Source organism: Acinetobacter sp. 25-47-122, from assembly GCF_056779695.1.
Genome location: NZ_JBWYIJ010000019.1, coordinates 31,459 through 46,828 on the forward strand (window position 1 = coordinate 31,459; position 15,370 = coordinate 46,828).

Genomic DNA, 15,370 nt, shown 5'->3' on the forward strand with positions numbered 1-15,370 from the left:
AACAAGGTGCTTTTTTTGATTAAGATTTTTTTGTAACGAGGTTATAAATAAACAGAACGATAATTGCACCTATGACTGAAGCAATAAAACCTGCCGATGAACCTTCGGGATAAATATTAAGAAGGCGTCCACCATATGTAGCAAGTAATGAACCAGCAATACCTAATAACGTCGTGACGATGAAGCCTGCTTTATCGTCACCAGGATGAATTGCGCGAGCAATTAAACCTGCTATAAAACCGATAAGAATAGCTCCAATAAGTGAAAACATACTTGTTCTCCTTTTTATCATGAATTTTTATTGTGTCGCTCAAATATAGTTGATTATGTATTGATGTTTGAAAAGAAGAATCACGCTACATGTTGTTGTTATTTTGTTGTTTATAAAAAAAGTGGCATATGCCACTTTCTTAAAAAAACATTACAGACCGATTTCACCAATGAATGGAATATGACGGTATTTTTGATCGTAATCTAGTCCATAACCTACGATAAATTTATCTTCAACTTCAAATCCTAGAAACTCTACTTCCAAGTCGATTTCTCTTCGAGAAGGCTTACTGATCAGCGTGCAAAGTTTGATAGAGTTTGGCTCACGAGTTTCAAGGATTTCTACCACTTTACTCAGCGTATTGCCTGAATCGATGATGTCCTCTACGACAAGAACATCTTTACCACGAATTTCACCATCAAGGTCTTTTAGAATTCTAACATCACGACTAGAAGTCGTTCCACTGCCGTAACTTGAAACTGTCATAAAGTCGAGTTCGTGTGGTTTTTCAATGGTGCGGCATAGGTCTGCCATGAAAATCACTGAACCGCGAAGTAAGCCTACAAGAACCAATTCTCGATCACTATTTGCATAGTGAGCATTAATTTGATTACCAAGTTCATTAACTTTCGCTTGAATTTCTTCAGCGGAAATCAACACTTTCATGTCAATGGTCATGGGTAGATACCTAAAACAACAATTCTAAAATTAAAAAAGGTGTTGACCTGCAACACCTGAAATATGCTTCGATTTTAAAACATATCCCAGAATGTTGCACCCTTTTTAAAAAAACGAAATGTAAACTAATGGTTTATTAATGCGCATCGCGTTTTAGTACGACAGCACAAACTAAGAATACAGCACCAATCAACACATATTTTTTAATTGGGTGTTGTGGTTGAGTCTGAGCATTAGGATGCTGATTGTTGATATGCTTTTTGTCCATAAATATAAGTCGCCTCAATATTTCGATCATCACCCATGGTAAACAATGCGAAAAGTGCATCTTCAATATTTTTAGCGCGTTGTTGTCTTAATGTTTGTAATGCAGTGGCATTCAAATTTAATACAACAAAATCCGCTTCTTTTCCAATATTAAAGTTACCAAGTTTATCCTCGAGCGCTAATGCTTTTGCTCCACCTAGGGTCGCATGATAAAGCGATTCAAATGCAGATAATTTGTCGCCTTGGAGTTGTTGAACTTTATAGGCTTCATTCAACGTTTGAAGCTGATTAAATGAAGTCCCCGCACCGATGTCAGTGCCAAGACCGACTTTGACTTGTTTATCCCAGGTTTTTTTCAATGGAAACAATCCACTTCCTAGAAAGAGGTTTGAAGTCGGGCAGAAGGCGATTGCAGAGTTTGTTTGATGCATACAATCCCATTCATGCTCTTCTAAATGAACGCAGTGAGCGAAAACAGATTTATTGCCTGTTAATCCATAGTGGTGATACACATCTAAATAGCCATTTTGCTCAGGAAAAAGCTCTTTCACCCAAGCGATTTCATTGGTGTTTTCACTCAAATGAGTATGAATATATACATCAGGATATTCAGTTTTTAACTGCCCTGCTCTTTTTAATTGTTCTGGTGTAGAGGTAGGCGCAAAGCGAGGCGTAATGGCATAAAGGTTTCGACCTTTACCATGCCATTTCTCAATCAATTCTTTGCTATCTGTATAAGCATTTTCAGCGGTGTCTATCAGTGTTTCAGGTGCATGACGATCCATCAATACTTTGCCTGCAATCAAACGCATCTGGTATTGTTCTGCCGCTTCAAATAGTGCATCAACAGATTCTTTATGAACTGTACAAAAAACCAATGCAGTCGTTGTGCCATTTTTCAGCAGCTCATTGACAAAAAAGTGTGCAATTTGGTCTGCATAAGCTTTGTCTTGAAATTGGATTTCTGTAGGAAAGGTATAAGTGTTCAGCCATTCGAGTAATTGTTCGCCATACGCACCTACCATTTCAGTTTGAGGAAAGTGAATATGCGTATCGATAAAACCAGGAACAATCAGTTGATCTGGGTAATGCTCAACTTCGATAGAGGATTCAAGCTGACGGAGCTGTTGTTGCGCATCTTCCCAACGACCAAACCATTGAATTTTACCCGCTTGAGTAATCAATAAACCATCTTCTACGTAACGCACTTGGTCGTGAATTTCACGCGCTTGGGCAACCGTATTCTGAATATCTAGGAAGCGACCGCGAATCGCCGTCGATGCAACTACAGAAGACATTTAAAACCTACACTTTTAATTTTTTCGATTGATTGTAACTGATCTATCTTAATTAAACTGTATATCGTTTGCTGAGCCCCCATTCTGCGAGAATACGACGATAAGTAGTCGAAGATCGATCAGCCTCAAAATGCGCTTCCATCATTAAATCAAGTGGTAACTCTTCAGGTTTTTGCGATTCTACGATGTCTTGGTCTTCGGCAAAAATTTGGGCATTAAAATCATAGACTGCTTGTAAATCTCCAGTCTGATCAAAATTACGCGTCAAAGGAACAAATAATCTGGTTTGATTGACAGATACAGGACAACACGCATTCAAGATTTTTAAAATCCCATTGTCTGGAAAATCTACAGTTAATATTGCTGAAAATGGTGGGTAAATATCAAAAGTCCTTTTCCATTCAAAACCTTCTGGTTCTAGGTGTTTCAAAGTATGAGGGTAATTACTGACACCACTAATATAAATTGTTTTTAAACCATAGTCTGTTCTCTCAGTATGGTATTTCGGTACAACTGGGTTGTTTCGATCTGCAAAAGCTTCGTGATGCACCCATGCAAAGTGAGCTACATCAATGAATCCTTCGAGTTGACGACCTGCTGAGCCTGCAATATCAACATATGGAGGTAAAATAGACTGATGATCAGGATGATCCCAAGTGTCAAGTTGAGGAATATTATTGTGTTGAAAATCACGTCCATGCAAGCTAGTCCAGACCAGTCCATATCTCAAAATTACTGGAAACTGGGTTAAACTAAAACGGTCAGATATCTTAGTTAAATCAGGTTGAGCAGGAATTTTTGTACACTTCCCTGCAAGGTCGAATCTTAGACCGTGATATCGGCAAATAATTTCTTCACCCTCTACCCATCCTTTACTTAGAGGTACACCACGATGAGGGCAGATATCACGCACTAATCGAATTTCCCCATTGTCAGTTTGGTAAATCGCCATTTTTACATCAAGTAAAGTGACCTGATGTGGTGTGGTTGAAACATCTTGAATACGAGCCACTGGATACCAATATTGCGCGAGAATTTCCCAATCTTGTAAGTCGAAACTACATTGGCAAGGTGCACTGAGTGGATTTAATGCGGGAATCATATTCATCGTCATTTCCTAAAAAAAGAGCTCCGAAGAGCTGCGCTAAATTTACTGAGCTTTTTTCTTTGGAGATGATGCAATATCTTTGCCAACCGTCTCTTAACATTTAAAATTGGAGAGCTGAGTGGAAATATTAAATTCTAATCAAAATATATAAAGTGAATTCACCCATGGACTTATATGAGAAGTTAAGCCATTTAATACGATCTAATGCAGATATCTATGAACTTTTACAGTGTTTACGGCAGATTGATAGTGCGGCCTATTTTAGTGCGGGCTTGATTCGAAATTGGATCTGGTCTTATTTACATAATCAAAATTATTCCATTTTTGAAACTGAAATTGATGTCATTTATTTTGATCCTTCAGAAAAAATGGATGAGAGACGAAATTATTTAAAAGGTGCACTTCAACATAGATATCCTAATATTCATTGGGACATTACAAATCAAGCTCTGGTACATCATTGGTACAGAACTGATGAAGGTGCTCAAATTGATCCATATACTTCAGTACATCATGCTATGAGTTTTTGGCCAGAAACGGCAACCGCAATCGCTATCAAATTAATGGAGAATAATCATATTGAAATCCTCGCCCCTTTGGGGCTTGAAGATTTATTTACTTTAAAATTAAGGTGGAATAATCGTTTGGTTTCACGTGGAGTCTTTGAACATAGGGTTAAGTCAAAATGTTTTTTGGAACGATGGCCTAAGTTAAGCATTGTGAATTAGATGGCTCATCTAATGATATAAATAAAGCCTTCAGATGAAGGCTTTATTGAATCCAACAAAGTTTGACCTTATAAGGTCGTTTGATGATGTTTTTTACTATAACGAATTGAAAGCCATGCTGTAATTGAAAGGGCAATCACGATAAAACTTAATGAGATCCAAATTGGCATATGGAATACGTCAAGCATAAGCATTTTGAAACCGATAAAAATTAAAATAGCCCCAAGTCCATAAGGCAAATAATGCATTTTTGAAGCGGCTCCAGACAGTAAGAAAAACATAGCCCGTAGACCGAGGATAGCCATCAAGTTAGCTGTAAGGACGATAAAAGGATCTGTGGTGACCGCAAAAATCGCTGGAATAGAATCGACTGCAAAAATAACATCAGATGCCTCGACTAAAATTAGCACTAAAAATAATGGGGTTGCCCATAGAACGCCATTTTGCCTTACGAAAAACTTATTTCCTTCCAACTGTGGAGTAATTCGCATGTGTTTACGTAGCCATTTCAGAATGGCCATATCTTCAATATTTGGATCATCCTCTTGTCCTTTAAGGAATTTAAATCCAGTGTATACAAGGAAAGCACCGAAGATATAGAGGATCCACGAAAATTCCTGAACGAACCACGCACCGATAAAAATAAAAATTGTTCTGAGAATAATAGCGCCCAATACGCCATAAAGGAGTAATTGACGTTGAAGTGCAGGAGGTATAGCGAATGCAGCAAAAATCATTAACCACACAAAGACGTTATCAATTGCGAGTGACTTTTCCAGTAAATAGCCGGCAAAATATTCCATAACTTTCGTATTGGCTACGTTTATACCAGCGGTATTTTCTAGATATAGCCATAGTCCACCACCAAAAAGTGTTGCGACAGTGACCCATGCAATACTCCAATAAGCAGCAGTTTTAACTTTAACTTCTTGACCTTCTTTTTGTTTAAAACCTAGAAAGTCAATTAAGAGCATAATCGTGACGATGCCAAAAAAAATGACATACAGCCAAATATTGCCTATGGTTTCCATAGTAATCTCCAATACTGGCAATTGATTTTGGCATAAAAAAACCTCGATCAGTTGCCAGATAATAATTCTGAAACAACATGATCAAGGTCTTGCCTACACCATTTTGATTATGCATTTTTTAGATAATCGAAATGATGCTCAGATACCGACTTTTTTCAAAGTGTAATGACGATATTCTGACACAGTATTTAAGTACTGTTGGAGGAGGCTACTCCCCTTGTTCAAATTTGATAATAAATTACGTTGAAATCATTTTATTTGATTTCGAGTGCACGAAGGATGACACACTTATAAGTTGTGTGCAAATTATTTAAATGGGTTATTAAATTTGTCTTTAAAAATTGAAATTAATAAGATCATTGCAATGATGATCAATACTGCAATTGATATTAAATAGATATCCATACTCATTTACTCATTAATTTTTTAACAATAATAATACATTTATATGGTAAAAAAATAACATTTAACTATTGTGACTGACAATATATATTTTTGTTTTTTATAATATTTCTTTTTTTAAAATAAATTAAAGTTTTGAATTTGTAATTGATAGACAAGTTTGTCCCATTTTTTCATAGTGTTATGTAAATATGTCGTTCTAATCTATATTTAATAACGAATGATAGGATAATGATAATGTTAGAAATTAAACATCAAGAAAATGGATCAAAAGGTGAGTTTTTTATTGGTGAAGATGGCCATCATTTAGCTGAAATGACTTATTCATGGGCAGGTGAAGATAAATTTATTATTGATCATACTTGGGTTGATGATTCATTAAGAGGGCAAAACGTGGGACGTCAACTTGTTGACCGTGCGGTGGAATTAGCTCGTCTAAAGAATGTTAAAATCTTACCGCTTTGTCCATTTGCTAAATCTGTTTTCAACAAAGATGAAGCAATCCACGATGTTCTGTTTAAATAAAATCATATAGTGAGCGGTCATATGCAGTTTGAACATATCGATAGTGTGAAAGGCGGTGAGTTTTATCTCACGGACGCAGATCAATCAAGAATTGCAGAAATCAGCTATCGTTACCAAACTCCACAGATCATTATAGCGGATCATACTTGGGTCGATGATCGTTTACGTGGACAAGGAACTGCAAAGTTATTGTTAGATCGACTTGTAGAATTTGCTCGTACAGAAAAATTAAAAATTGTTCCAACTTGCTCTTATGTGGTTGTCATGTTTAAGCGTTTTCATAATGAGTATCATGACGTTATCGCTTAAATATAAAAAAGCCCGCAGAGCGGGCTTTTTTATTTATTCTTTTGCTTTGAGTGCTTGAATGAGTTTTTGATGCAAACCACCAAAACCACCATTTGACATGATCACAACGGCATCCCCCTCGCCTGCATCATTCACGACAGTTTGAATGATCTCTTCTAAAGTACGCGCTACCACAGCTTTATTCGGAGCAGCTTCAACAACAGGTTGTAAATCCCAATCTAAACCCTCAGGTTGATACCAAATCACCTCATCTGCCAATCGAGCAGAATATGCTAAACCATCTTTGTGGCTTCCCATTCGCATCGTATTTGAGCGAGGCTCAATAATCGCCCATAGTTTACGTTCGCCTAGTCGTTTACGAGCACCATCCAGTGTTGTGTCAATTGCTGTTGGGTGATGAGCAAAATCATCGAAAACTTCAATACCTCGAATGGTATCGAGGAGCTCCATACGGCGTTTTACACCACCAAAATTCGATAATGCTTCGCATGCAGTTTCAATGGAAACACCTACATGCTCTGCAGCCGCAATGGTTGCTAAAGCATTTGCAACGGAGTGTTGACCTGTCATCGACCATTGGACTGTACCTTTTACTTCGCCGTCTTTTAAGACTTGGAAGTGAGTACCATCTGCAGAAAGTTGGTTTGCAGAGATAGTTGCTTGATCATGAGATTCAAGCGATGTACGGACGATCGGTGTCCAACAGCCTTGTGCCAAAACTTCATCAATATTTGATTCAGTGATTGGTGCGATGATACGGCCTTCACTTGGAATAGTACGAACCAAATGATGAAATTGTTTTTGAATGGCAGCGAGATCATCAAAGATATCTGCATGATCAAATTCAAGATTATTTAGAATAGCTGTCTTTGGATGGTAATGAACAAATTTAGATCGTTTATCAAAGAAGGCAGAGTCGTATTCATCTGCTTCTACACAGAAATATTGACCTCCGCCTAGACGAGCACTTTCTTTAAATCCAAGTGGTACACCACCAATTAAAAAGCCCGGTTCTAAGCCCGCTTGATCTAATACCCAAGCTAACATCGTGGTAGTGGTTGTTTTTCCGTGCGTACCAGCAACCCCTAATACATGTTTACCTTGTAACACATGCTCGGCAAGAAACTGTGGTCCAGAGATATAGGGTAACCCCTGATTTAGCATGTATTCAACGGCATCAATTCCACGTTTCATGGCATTACCAACGATCACTAAATCTGGGTGTGGTTGCAAATGACTACGGTCATAACCTTGCATTAAGGTAATACCCGCATTTTCGAGTTGTGTCGACATAGGTGGATACACATTTTGGTCCGAGCCTGTCACTGTGTGCCCTAGATCTCGAGCTAACAGTGCTAAAGATCCCATAAAGGTGCCACAGATTCCCAAAATATGCAGATGCATGATGATTTACTCCACTACTCTTTTCGACACAAACATCTTTTTGGTGCTTTTGTCATGTGTTATTTGATTTGATGTCAACGATAACAAGGCTCTTGGTGAAAAGATAGTGATTATTAGAAGGCCTTCCGTAAAATTTTGCAGAAATAAATTTTTAAATTTATGAACTAAAATATATGAATATTTTTAATCTAGTATGATGAAACGAAATGATTTAATCGTAGAATAACGCGGACGATTTAACTTGAGATTTAAATGATTTATTTACCTTTATTGCTTCTGATTTTAGCAAATTGCTTTATGACTTTGGCGTGGTATGGTCATTTAAAATTTTTGCCGCATGATGCCCCTTTATGGCAAGCCATTCTATTTAGTTGGATCATTGCATTATTCGAATACAGTTTGATGATTCCTGCAACCAAGATGCTGGCTCAAAATGGCTGGGCTGTGGGACAAATGAAAATCACTCAGGAAGTCGTTACGCTATTGGTATTTGTTCCTTTCATGATTTTCATGTTTAAACAGCCTTTCAAATTGGATTATGTATGGGCTGCACTTTGCTTATGTGGTTGTGTGTATTTTGTATTTAGAACACCATGATTCATAAGGTTAAAGATTAACTAAAGTTATTTTCATATTCCCGAACTAATCTTTGACGATCAGGCTCAAATTCAAAATGCTTTAAGCAGCGTGCCAAGATTTCATGTGCCATTTCATGAGCAGCTTCCCGTAGTTCTGGTTCAGATACATTTTTTTCAATCATGGATAAGCATTTAATTATTCTTTGATTTAATTCGATATTACTTATACAGTCCCGTGCCATAGGTGCAAAGCTACTGTTAATATACTCACGAATATCAAACATATCGACACTGATATTCGAGAAATTAAAAGTTTTCTGTTCTGGATCTGGCTGACTATCAATAATAATCCGAGTTAAGGCATTGATCGCACTAATTGCTGAACCCACATCATTAATTGCAGCTGACATCGCTTTTTGTCCAACCTCACTCATGACCAATAAACCAAATCTTGGGTCTTGTAAAAAGCTACGGTTCATTTCGATAATCACGTATTCATGAATTTGTTGTTCTAAATTTTTTAATTCTTCATCATCTATTAGATTTTCTGCAAAGACTTCAATCAGAACCAGTGATGGGTCTACAAATTTCCCAGGAAGAAAAGCAAGATGAATATGTGCATTGTGAGTTTGAGCAAGAAGATTTAAGGACTCAATATCAAAATGAGTAAAATAACCTGTCTGTTTTGGGTGTATTTTGAGTTGGCTTTCGCCCAATGGTTTTTGTCCAGAAGCGCCAAAGTTGGGGTGTGTACGGAATGTACTTAAAGCTTGAGATGCTGCTGTTTCAATTTTAGAAATAGCATTGGTTAATGTGCCAAGCTGAGACAATGTTTGTACCCAGCGAATTAATGTCACAATCAAATAAATGAGAACCAAAATGGTACTTACGAATAAGACAAATCGACCCGAAACGCCATAATATTGTAAACCTAAAGCGATTTTTGCGATGACGGCATAGATAAATGCGGAAATAAAACTGGTAATTGCGAGACGAGTATTATCATCATTCATCATCAGCTTATAAGCACGTGGCGTACCACTCGATGAAGCTGAAGCAAATGCGGCAACCATAATCGAAAGTGAAAATGTAGTGACCGCCAGCATACTCGAAGCAATGATATCCAGTAGGCTACTTAGTGTTTCAATACTGATATTTGGAACCGCGTGTGATGGAATAAAATAACGACTTGCAGTTGCAAATAAAGAGAAAAAAATCGCTAATAAAGCTCCAAGTGCTGGTGTAAACCATAAATTTTCTGCAGGGTTATTCCACCATAATTTCAGTTTAAACCACATTCTATATTCTCCTTTTTATTTTTTAATTTGAATGGCTTAGTTCAGTTTAATCCAAATTCAATTTCAATTTATCTTGAATGAGCCAGATGTTTAAGGTGGATGAGGCAGAACAATGACCAATCATAAAATTCATTTTTATGTCTATTAACAAGTATATATTTTTAATCCTTATTTTATCAGCTTAACTTTAGACCTATTCATTTTCAGTCTATAATAGTGAGTTCTTATTAAAGCTTGGCTCTCGTCGAGATTTATCTCTCTTACTTTAATCTCTGGAAACATTGCAATGAATGCGGCCGCTTCACAAGACACTCCTCTCGTTGGAATTATCATGGGCTCTCAGTCAGACTGGGCGACACTCGAACACACTGCCAATATGTTGAATCAGCTTGGTGTACCCTTTGAAGCGGAAGTTGTGTCAGCACACCGTACGCCAGATCGTTTGTTTGAATATGCTGAGCAAGCTCGTGATCGTGGTATCCAAGTGATTATTGCGGGTGCTGGTGGTGCAGCGCATTTACCGGGTATGTGCGCAGCGAAGACTGATCTTCCTGTTCTAGGTGTGCCGGTTAAATCTTCGATCTTGAATGGTGTTGATTCATTGCTTTCCATTGTACAAATGCCAGCAGGTATTGCTGTCGGTACATTGGCAATTGGTCCTGCAGGTGCGACCAATGCTGCGATTATGGCGGCACAAATTTTAGGTTTAACTCGCCCAGATATTGCAAAGAATGTAGCCGATTTTCGTTTAGCGCAAACTGAGAAAGTTGCGAGTAAAAATATTCCTGGTCAAGCTTAATTCGAGAGAAATCTTATGGATAAAACCATCGGTATTTTTGGTGGCGGTCAATTGGGTCGAATGATGGCGCAGGCGGCACTTCCATTAAATATTCAATGTACTTTTTTTGAAGCAAGTACAGACTGCCCTTCTGCTGCTTTGGGTCCAGTGATCTCAACTCAAGCTAAAAATGGCTTACAGGATTTCATTAATAGTGCAGAAGTCTTTTCTTTAGAATTTGAAAATACGCCATTGTCAGATGTAGATGTATTAACTGAAACCAAGCAACTGCATCCCCCGCGTCAGGCTTTAGCGATTGCTCAGCATCGCTTGTCTGAAAAAGCGTTATTTGATGAGTTAGATATTCCAGTAGCACCTTACAAAGCGGTGACATCACTAGAAAGTTTACAAAACGCGGTCGCTGAACTTGGTCTTCCAATCGTACTAAAAACTTCACGTGGTGGTTATGATGGTAAAGGTCAGTTTGTCTTACGCACTGCGGATCAAATTGATCAAGCATGGGCGGAACTTGGTCCTGCGGGTGAATTGATTGCTGAAAGTTTTGTGACTTTCTCGCGTGAAGTGTCAATCATTGCAGTACGTGGTCAGAATGGTGATGTGAAAACATGGCCATTGGCTGAGAACCACCATCACAATGGTATCTTATCGCACTCGATTGTCCCTGCACCGAACAGTGTAGATCTACAACCTGTAGCACAAGATTACATCACTCGCTTGCTTAACCATTTGAACTATGTCGGTGTGCTGACGCTTGAGCTATTTGTGACGGACAAAGGCTTATATGCTAATGAGATGGCGCCACGTGTACATAACTCAGGTCATTGGTCGATTGAAGGTGCTGTGTGCTCTCAGTTTGAAAACCATATCCGTGCTGTTGCAGGCTTACCTTTGGGTTCAACTGAGATGATTCGTCCAACGGTATTGGTGAACATTATTGGTCAGCATCCAAAGACTGAAGATGTGTTGGCTTTAGAGGGTGCACATTTGCACCTTTATAACAAGTCAGAACGTGAAGGTCGTAAAATTGGTCATATTACCTTAATGCCAATCGATAGCTCAGAATTGACTACACTCTGTCGCCAATTGTCGAAAATTTTACCAAACCCATTAGCATTAAGTGAAGATATGACCATCTAGACTTTAAGTTGCTGATAAAAAAAGCGATCACACGAGTGGTCGCTTTTTTATTTATCTTGTTTAAGGCATGATTGCGCCTCTTTAAAAATCACTTGCCATTGGTCGGATGAAATTTTAAAAAAAATTGCATAATAATTATACTATTAGTTCTGATTAGAATACATATTTTGAACTGTGTATAAGTTTGATTATGGCTATGTGAGCCATCTTAACTTTGAATTCAAAGTGGGTTTAAATTCAAAATAATAGGCTTGCAGGATATTTTGAATTCAAAGTTACTATTGAGGTTTGAATTCAAAAATGTATTTAAAGATTTATATCTAAATTCTTATCTATTGAGTAAATTAAATTATTTTAATATTTATAATTTTCAATTATTTAGGTTGATTTGTAGTATTGGGTGACTGTGGATAAGTTTTTTGAATTTAAATGTTGTGTGGCGGTTTAAATTTAAATTCAATAACAAATGAATTTAAAACCAGGTTGTGGATAAGTTTTTAAATTTAAATTTTCAAAATAAATTTAAAAAAGTAGAAAGTATGAATTTAAATTTACGATTCGATGCTTTAATTTTTAGAGTGAGCTGTTAAGGTAAAGACATAATTCCAACATTTTAGAATTACAGGGTCTTATGCAACGGCTTGCACTCACGATAGGTTCATTTATTTTAGCGATGTCTCAAACTCATGCTGAGTTGATTATTAATGGTCAGTCTGTGACAGCCTCGCCATCCATGACGGCAACTGTGTCATCCGCTCCTAATTTTCAGCAATGCATCTCGAATTTAAAATCACAAGCGATCACTAGAGGGGTTAGCTCGGCGACGTATGATCGTTACACGCAGAATTTAACTCCTGACTATTCTGTGATTGAACGTTTAAATTATCAGCCTGAATTTTCGACGCCAATTTGGGATTATTTGTCAGGTTTAGTTGATGATGAACGTGTTCAATTGGGGCAACAGAAACTTCAACAGCATCGAGAAACACTTGACCGTGTAAGTGTGGCTTATGGCATTCCAGCTGAAATGGTGGTTGCAGTTTGGGGAGTTGAGAGTAACTATGGTGATATTTCTGGACGCTATCCATTGCTTCAAGCTTTGGGAACTTTAAGCTGTGAGGGGCGCCGTCAATCGTATTTTAGAGGTGAATTTTTTACCACCATGAAACTTTTACAGCGTGGTGATGTTCGGGAAGAACAATTGAGAGGATCGTGGGCAGGGGCTTTTGGTCATACTCAGTTTATGCCTTCAACCTATGATGAGCTTGCTGTAGATTTTGATGGTGATGGACGACGTGATCTAGTCTCGAGTATTCCAGATGCTTTGGCTTCAACAGCAAATTTTTTGAAGAAAAGAGGATGGCAAACTGGTCAACCTTGGGGATTTGAAGTGCAGATTCCTGCAGGAATGTCAGTTGTAGGTGAGGGGCGACGTAATAAGAAAGCATTGTCTTATTGGGTCAATCAAGGATTGAATAGAGTGGATGGCTCCCCTTTAATTCAGGGTAATCTTTCTGCATCTTCTCAAGCTGGGTTGCTTGCGCCTGCTGGCAGTGCTGGGCCGGTCTTTCTAGTATTTAAAAATTTTGATGCTATATATAGTTATAACGCAGCAGAAAGTTATGCGTTGGCAATCGCACATTTATCAGATCGATTGCAAGGAAAAGCTAAAATTGCAAAAGCTTGGCCGACTGATGATCCTGGTACATCAAGAGCAGAACGCCGAGAAATTCAACGCTATTTAATCTGGCGCGGTTACGATATTGGTGCGATTGATGGTTTAATTGGGGATAAAACTCGACAGGCAATTCGTCAAGAGCAAACCCGATTGGGCTTAAATCCTACAGGTCGAGCGGGACAGCAGATATTGAGTGCATTTAGAAATGAGCAGGCTCAGCTGATGATGCAATAAATAGGTTCTCGGATTAAAAAAGGTCAACATAGGTTGACCTTTTTTTGTGATGATGTTTCTAAATAATAGAGCGATCGATTTTAACAGCATCGAGTAAGTCAAAAATGACTAAGGTTACATCTTGACTTAATTCTCGATCGTTAAAAATTTCATAAGCTGTAATGGTGACATCTGTATCGCTTGGAAGCTGGCGTTGTTCCTCTTCAATTAAATCTTGAATAGGTAATAGTGTTTGCTTAATTTGAATATGTAAGACGTCTTCGAATTTAATGTTCTCATCATCGAGTTCGATGAGTTGTTTATTGAAATATGGCAGTAAAATTGAGTAGAGATAAGGTTGAAGCTCGACAATATCAAATATTTCAATATCACGAGTTTCCTCGATCGTGCTGATATGATCATTTACCTCAAGAATAATATGATAATAACTCACGTCTCTCTCCTCTGATTAATTTTAAAATACCTTAACACGAATTCAAAACTATTCAATTAAATCCGTAATTTAATTATGGGATTGAGCTGTGGTGCTGATTTTATCGACTTTTTAGTAGTTCGAGGTCGGCAGCAGTCAATTTAAAATTGGAGAAATTCTGCTTTTCTAGAATTGGATACATTAAGGCATTAGGGTCGTTAGTATGCTGGAGACCTAATGCATGACCTAATTCGTGAGCCAATGTGATTCGAAGTTCATCTATAGATTGAAATTCATAAATATTGATTTCACGACCATTAAACTCGCCTTTATGGAACATTTTGGCTTGAAAAACTTGGTTGAATTCATCAATGGCTTTACGTTGTTGGTGTTGGGATTGATTGAATTTTTCAACTTTATCGTTGAGTTCTGTTCGTAAGGTGTTAAATCGTTCAATATTGCTTTCAATCTCAAGCTTTTGTTGTGTGAGTCGTGTCTTAGAGGTATTGATCTGTTGAAATTGTGAATCTGTAATAGATGTGTTTAAGCCATTAATGTGGTGGACGAAATTATTATGTTGATCTAGATCATTACTATAGTTGTGTTGCTGCTGTTCAATTTGCTGTTTTAAAAATTCAAGTTGTTGTGATTCTTGTTCTAGCTGTAATCGCATTTGGTCGGCTAATAATTTGTTATTTTCAAATTGCTTTAGCGTATGCTTTCTATAATTGGATTCATTTTGACGTTCATCGAAAATGAGATTAATTGTAAGACGAGCATTAGGGTCGTAAACAAAATACTTTTGTTGAGTTTGATTTTCCCAGATATTCGCTGCCTCTTGAGTTATTTGGCGTAATGCCTCTGCATCAAGTTGAAATCTTGGGTCAATAAAACCAATACGATATCTTAGGCGTTGATCAATGGGGTATTGAAGCCGATCTAAAGTTGAATTGTGATTTAATTGAGGATGAATAAAACGTTGTACAGCAAAATATGCAATGCATAAAAAGGAAAAGATCAAAATAATGGAGCGCATCATGCGAGCAATTCAACTTAATTTTTATTCAATGTAGCGTAAAAAAACATTTTGGAAAATAAAACATCAAAATATATGAGCTCCAGTAGATCTCTTTCATAAATCAAAAAACGATCTATTTCTTGCTGATTATTTGTACCGAAGAATTTTAAATATTCATGCATAATCTGCGGATGA

Annotated in this window: 17 protein-coding genes; 7 read left to right on the plus strand and 10 right to left on the minus strand. The window is 37.5% G+C overall.

What is annotated here, in order from left to right:
• Positions 1 to 19: 19 nt before the first annotated feature.
• From AC1M9P_RS14355 to AC1M9P_RS14375, 5 genes are all read right to left on the minus strand, one after another.
• The gene (locus tag AC1M9P_RS14355) at positions 20 to 271 is read right to left on the minus strand and encodes a GlsB/YeaQ/YmgE family stress response membrane protein (protein WP_035268591.1); all 252 of its coding nucleotides are present in this window, start codon (positions 269 to 271) and stop codon (positions 20 to 22) included.
• A gap of 150 nt (positions 272 to 421) precedes the next feature.
• Positions 422 to 949 (minus strand): hypoxanthine phosphoribosyltransferase, encoded by a 528-nt coding sequence (hpt, locus tag AC1M9P_RS14360; protein ID WP_481588060.1) that lies wholly within the window; start codon positions 947 to 949, stop codon positions 422 to 424.
• Between the two features lie 136 nt (positions 950 to 1,085).
• Positions 1,086 to 1,217 carry a hypothetical protein gene (locus tag AC1M9P_RS14365; protein WP_257219949.1) on the minus strand — a complete coding sequence of 44 codons (132 nt, stop codon included), beginning with the start codon at positions 1,215 to 1,217 and terminating at the stop codon, positions 1,086 to 1,088.
• Positions 1,183 to 2,514, minus strand: coding sequence for a guanine deaminase (guaD, locus tag AC1M9P_RS14370; RefSeq protein WP_481588061.1), 1,332 nt, complete (start codon positions 2,512 to 2,514; stop codon positions 1,183 to 1,185). The genes AC1M9P_RS14365 and guaD overlap by 35 nt, the downstream gene beginning before the upstream one ends.
• A 52-nt stretch (positions 2,515 to 2,566) precedes the next feature.
• The gene (locus tag AC1M9P_RS14375; RefSeq protein WP_481588062.1) at positions 2,567 to 3,622 is read right to left on the minus strand and encodes a Rieske 2Fe-2S domain-containing protein; all 1,056 of its coding nucleotides are present in this window, start codon (positions 3,620 to 3,622) and stop codon (positions 2,567 to 2,569) included.
• Positions 3,623 to 3,786: 164 nt separating this feature from the next.
• Between AC1M9P_RS14375 and AC1M9P_RS14380 the strand changes: the two genes are divergently transcribed.
• Positions 3,787 to 4,350, plus strand: a complete 564-nt coding sequence (locus tag AC1M9P_RS14380; protein WP_180028803.1) for a nucleotidyltransferase family protein — start codon at positions 3,787 to 3,789, stop codon at positions 4,348 to 4,350.
• A 68-nt stretch (positions 4,351 to 4,418) separates the two neighbouring features.
• Here the strand turns inward: AC1M9P_RS14380 and AC1M9P_RS14385 are convergent, their stop codons facing one another.
• Positions 4,419 to 5,381 carry a TerC family protein gene (locus AC1M9P_RS14385; protein ID WP_481588063.1) on the minus strand — a complete coding sequence of 321 codons (963 nt, stop codon included), beginning with the start codon at positions 5,379 to 5,381 and terminating at the stop codon, positions 4,419 to 4,421.
• Positions 5,382 to 6,020: 639 nt separating this feature from the next.
• On the opposite strand from AC1M9P_RS14385, the gene AC1M9P_RS14390 reads away from it, so the two are divergent.
• Both AC1M9P_RS14390 and AC1M9P_RS14395 read left to right on the plus strand, forming a co-directional pair.
• Positions 6,021 to 6,308, plus strand: a complete 288-nt coding sequence (locus AC1M9P_RS14390; protein ID WP_481588064.1) for a GNAT family N-acetyltransferase — start codon at positions 6,021 to 6,023, stop codon at positions 6,306 to 6,308.
• 21 nt (positions 6,309 to 6,329) lie between these two features.
• Positions 6,330 to 6,617, plus strand: coding sequence for a GNAT family N-acetyltransferase (locus tag AC1M9P_RS14395; RefSeq protein WP_035268576.1), 288 nt, complete (start codon positions 6,330 to 6,332; stop codon positions 6,615 to 6,617).
• 33 nt (positions 6,618 to 6,650) lie between these two features.
• On the opposite strand, the gene mpl is transcribed toward AC1M9P_RS14395, so the two are convergent.
• Positions 6,651 to 8,021 (minus strand): UDP-N-acetylmuramate:L-alanyl-gamma-D-glutamyl-meso-diaminopimelate ligase, encoded by a 1,371-nt coding sequence (gene mpl, locus AC1M9P_RS14400; RefSeq protein WP_481588065.1) that lies wholly within the window; start codon positions 8,019 to 8,021, stop codon positions 6,651 to 6,653.
• Between the two features lie 252 nt (positions 8,022 to 8,273).
• Between mpl and AC1M9P_RS14405 the strand changes: the two genes are divergently transcribed.
• Positions 8,274 to 8,618 carry a DMT family protein gene (locus AC1M9P_RS14405; RefSeq protein WP_035270328.1) on the plus strand — a complete coding sequence of 115 codons (345 nt, stop codon included), beginning with the start codon at positions 8,274 to 8,276 and terminating at the stop codon, positions 8,616 to 8,618.
• Positions 8,619 to 8,634: 16 nt separating this feature from the next.
• Here the strand turns inward: AC1M9P_RS14405 and AC1M9P_RS14410 are convergent, their stop codons facing one another.
• The gene (locus AC1M9P_RS14410; protein ID WP_481588066.1) at positions 8,635 to 9,897 is read right to left on the minus strand and encodes a DUF2254 domain-containing protein; all 1,263 of its coding nucleotides are present in this window, start codon (positions 9,895 to 9,897) and stop codon (positions 8,635 to 8,637) included.
• Between the two features lie 286 nt (positions 9,898 to 10,183).
• Between AC1M9P_RS14410 and purE the strand changes: the two genes are divergently transcribed.
• The 3 genes from purE (at position 10,184) to AC1M9P_RS14425 (ending at position 13,745) form a co-directional block, all read left to right on the plus strand.
• Positions 10,184 to 10,696, plus strand: a complete 513-nt coding sequence (purE, locus tag AC1M9P_RS14415; protein ID WP_035270333.1) for a 5-(carboxyamino)imidazole ribonucleotide mutase — start codon at positions 10,184 to 10,186, stop codon at positions 10,694 to 10,696.
• Between the two features lie 15 nt (positions 10,697 to 10,711).
• A complete protein-coding gene (locus tag AC1M9P_RS14420) occupies positions 10,712 to 11,833 on the plus strand; it encodes a 5-(carboxyamino)imidazole ribonucleotide synthase (protein WP_481588067.1) in 1,122 nt (373 codons plus the stop codon).
• A 631-nt stretch (positions 11,834 to 12,464) separates the two neighbouring features.
• Positions 12,465 to 13,745, plus strand: coding sequence for a lytic murein transglycosylase (locus AC1M9P_RS14425; protein ID WP_481588068.1), 1,281 nt, complete (start codon positions 12,465 to 12,467; stop codon positions 13,743 to 13,745).
• A 58-nt stretch (positions 13,746 to 13,803) separates the two neighbouring features.
• On the opposite strand, the gene AC1M9P_RS14430 is transcribed toward AC1M9P_RS14425, so the two are convergent.
• Together AC1M9P_RS14430 and AC1M9P_RS14435 are read right to left on the minus strand one after the other, a co-directional pair.
• The gene (locus AC1M9P_RS14430) at positions 13,804 to 14,178 is read right to left on the minus strand and encodes a hypothetical protein (protein ID WP_035270344.1); all 375 of its coding nucleotides are present in this window, start codon (positions 14,176 to 14,178) and stop codon (positions 13,804 to 13,806) included.
• Positions 14,179 to 14,278: 100 nt separating this feature from the next.
• Complete coding sequence (locus AC1M9P_RS14435; protein ID WP_481588069.1) at positions 14,279 to 15,196, minus strand: matrixin family metalloprotease; 918 nt, start codon at positions 15,194 to 15,196, stop codon at positions 14,279 to 14,281.
• Positions 15,197 to 15,370: the final 174 nt, after the last annotated feature.

Bases quoted from the DNA above. Each gene is read 5' to 3' on its own strand.
- AC1M9P_RS14355 (WP_035268591.1), bottom strand. From the start codon at position 271: ATGTTTTCACTTATTGGAGCTATTCTTATCGGTTTTATAGCAGGTTTA.
- hpt (WP_481588060.1), bottom strand. From the start codon at position 949: ATGACCATTGACATGAAAGTGTTGATTTCCGCTGAAGAAATTCAAGCG.
- AC1M9P_RS14365 (WP_257219949.1), bottom strand. From the start codon at position 1,217: ATGGACAAAAAGCATATCAACAATCAGCATCCTAATGCTCAGACTCAA.
- guaD (WP_481588061.1), bottom strand. From the start codon at position 2,514: ATGTCTTCTGTAGTTGCATCGACGGCGATTCGCGGTCGCTTCCTAGAT.
- AC1M9P_RS14375 (WP_481588062.1), bottom strand. From the start codon at position 3,622: ATGAATATGATTCCCGCATTAAATCCACTCAGTGCACCTTGCCAATGT.
- AC1M9P_RS14380 (WP_180028803.1), top strand. From the start codon at position 3,787: ATGGACTTATATGAGAAGTTAAGCCATTTAATACGATCTAATGCAGAT.
- AC1M9P_RS14385 (WP_481588063.1), bottom strand. From the start codon at position 5,381: ATGGAAACCATAGGCAATATTTGGCTGTATGTCATTTTTTTTGGCATC.
- AC1M9P_RS14390 (WP_481588064.1), top strand. From the start codon at position 6,021: ATGTTAGAAATTAAACATCAAGAAAATGGATCAAAAGGTGAGTTTTTT.
- AC1M9P_RS14395 (WP_035268576.1), top strand. From the start codon at position 6,330: ATGCAGTTTGAACATATCGATAGTGTGAAAGGCGGTGAGTTTTATCTC.
- mpl (WP_481588065.1), bottom strand. From the start codon at position 8,021: ATGCATCTGCATATTTTGGGAATCTGTGGCACCTTTATGGGATCTTTA.
- AC1M9P_RS14405 (WP_035270328.1), top strand. From the start codon at position 8,274: ATGATTTATTTACCTTTATTGCTTCTGATTTTAGCAAATTGCTTTATG.
- AC1M9P_RS14410 (WP_481588066.1), bottom strand. From the start codon at position 9,897: ATGTGGTTTAAACTGAAATTATGGTGGAATAACCCTGCAGAAAATTTA.
- purE (WP_035270333.1), top strand. From the start codon at position 10,184: ATGAATGCGGCCGCTTCACAAGACACTCCTCTCGTTGGAATTATCATG.
- AC1M9P_RS14420 (WP_481588067.1), top strand. From the start codon at position 10,712: ATGGATAAAACCATCGGTATTTTTGGTGGCGGTCAATTGGGTCGAATG.
- AC1M9P_RS14425 (WP_481588068.1), top strand. From the start codon at position 12,465: ATGCAACGGCTTGCACTCACGATAGGTTCATTTATTTTAGCGATGTCT.
- AC1M9P_RS14435 (WP_481588069.1), bottom strand. From the start codon at position 15,196: ATGATGCGCTCCATTATTTTGATCTTTTCCTTTTTATGCATTGCATAT.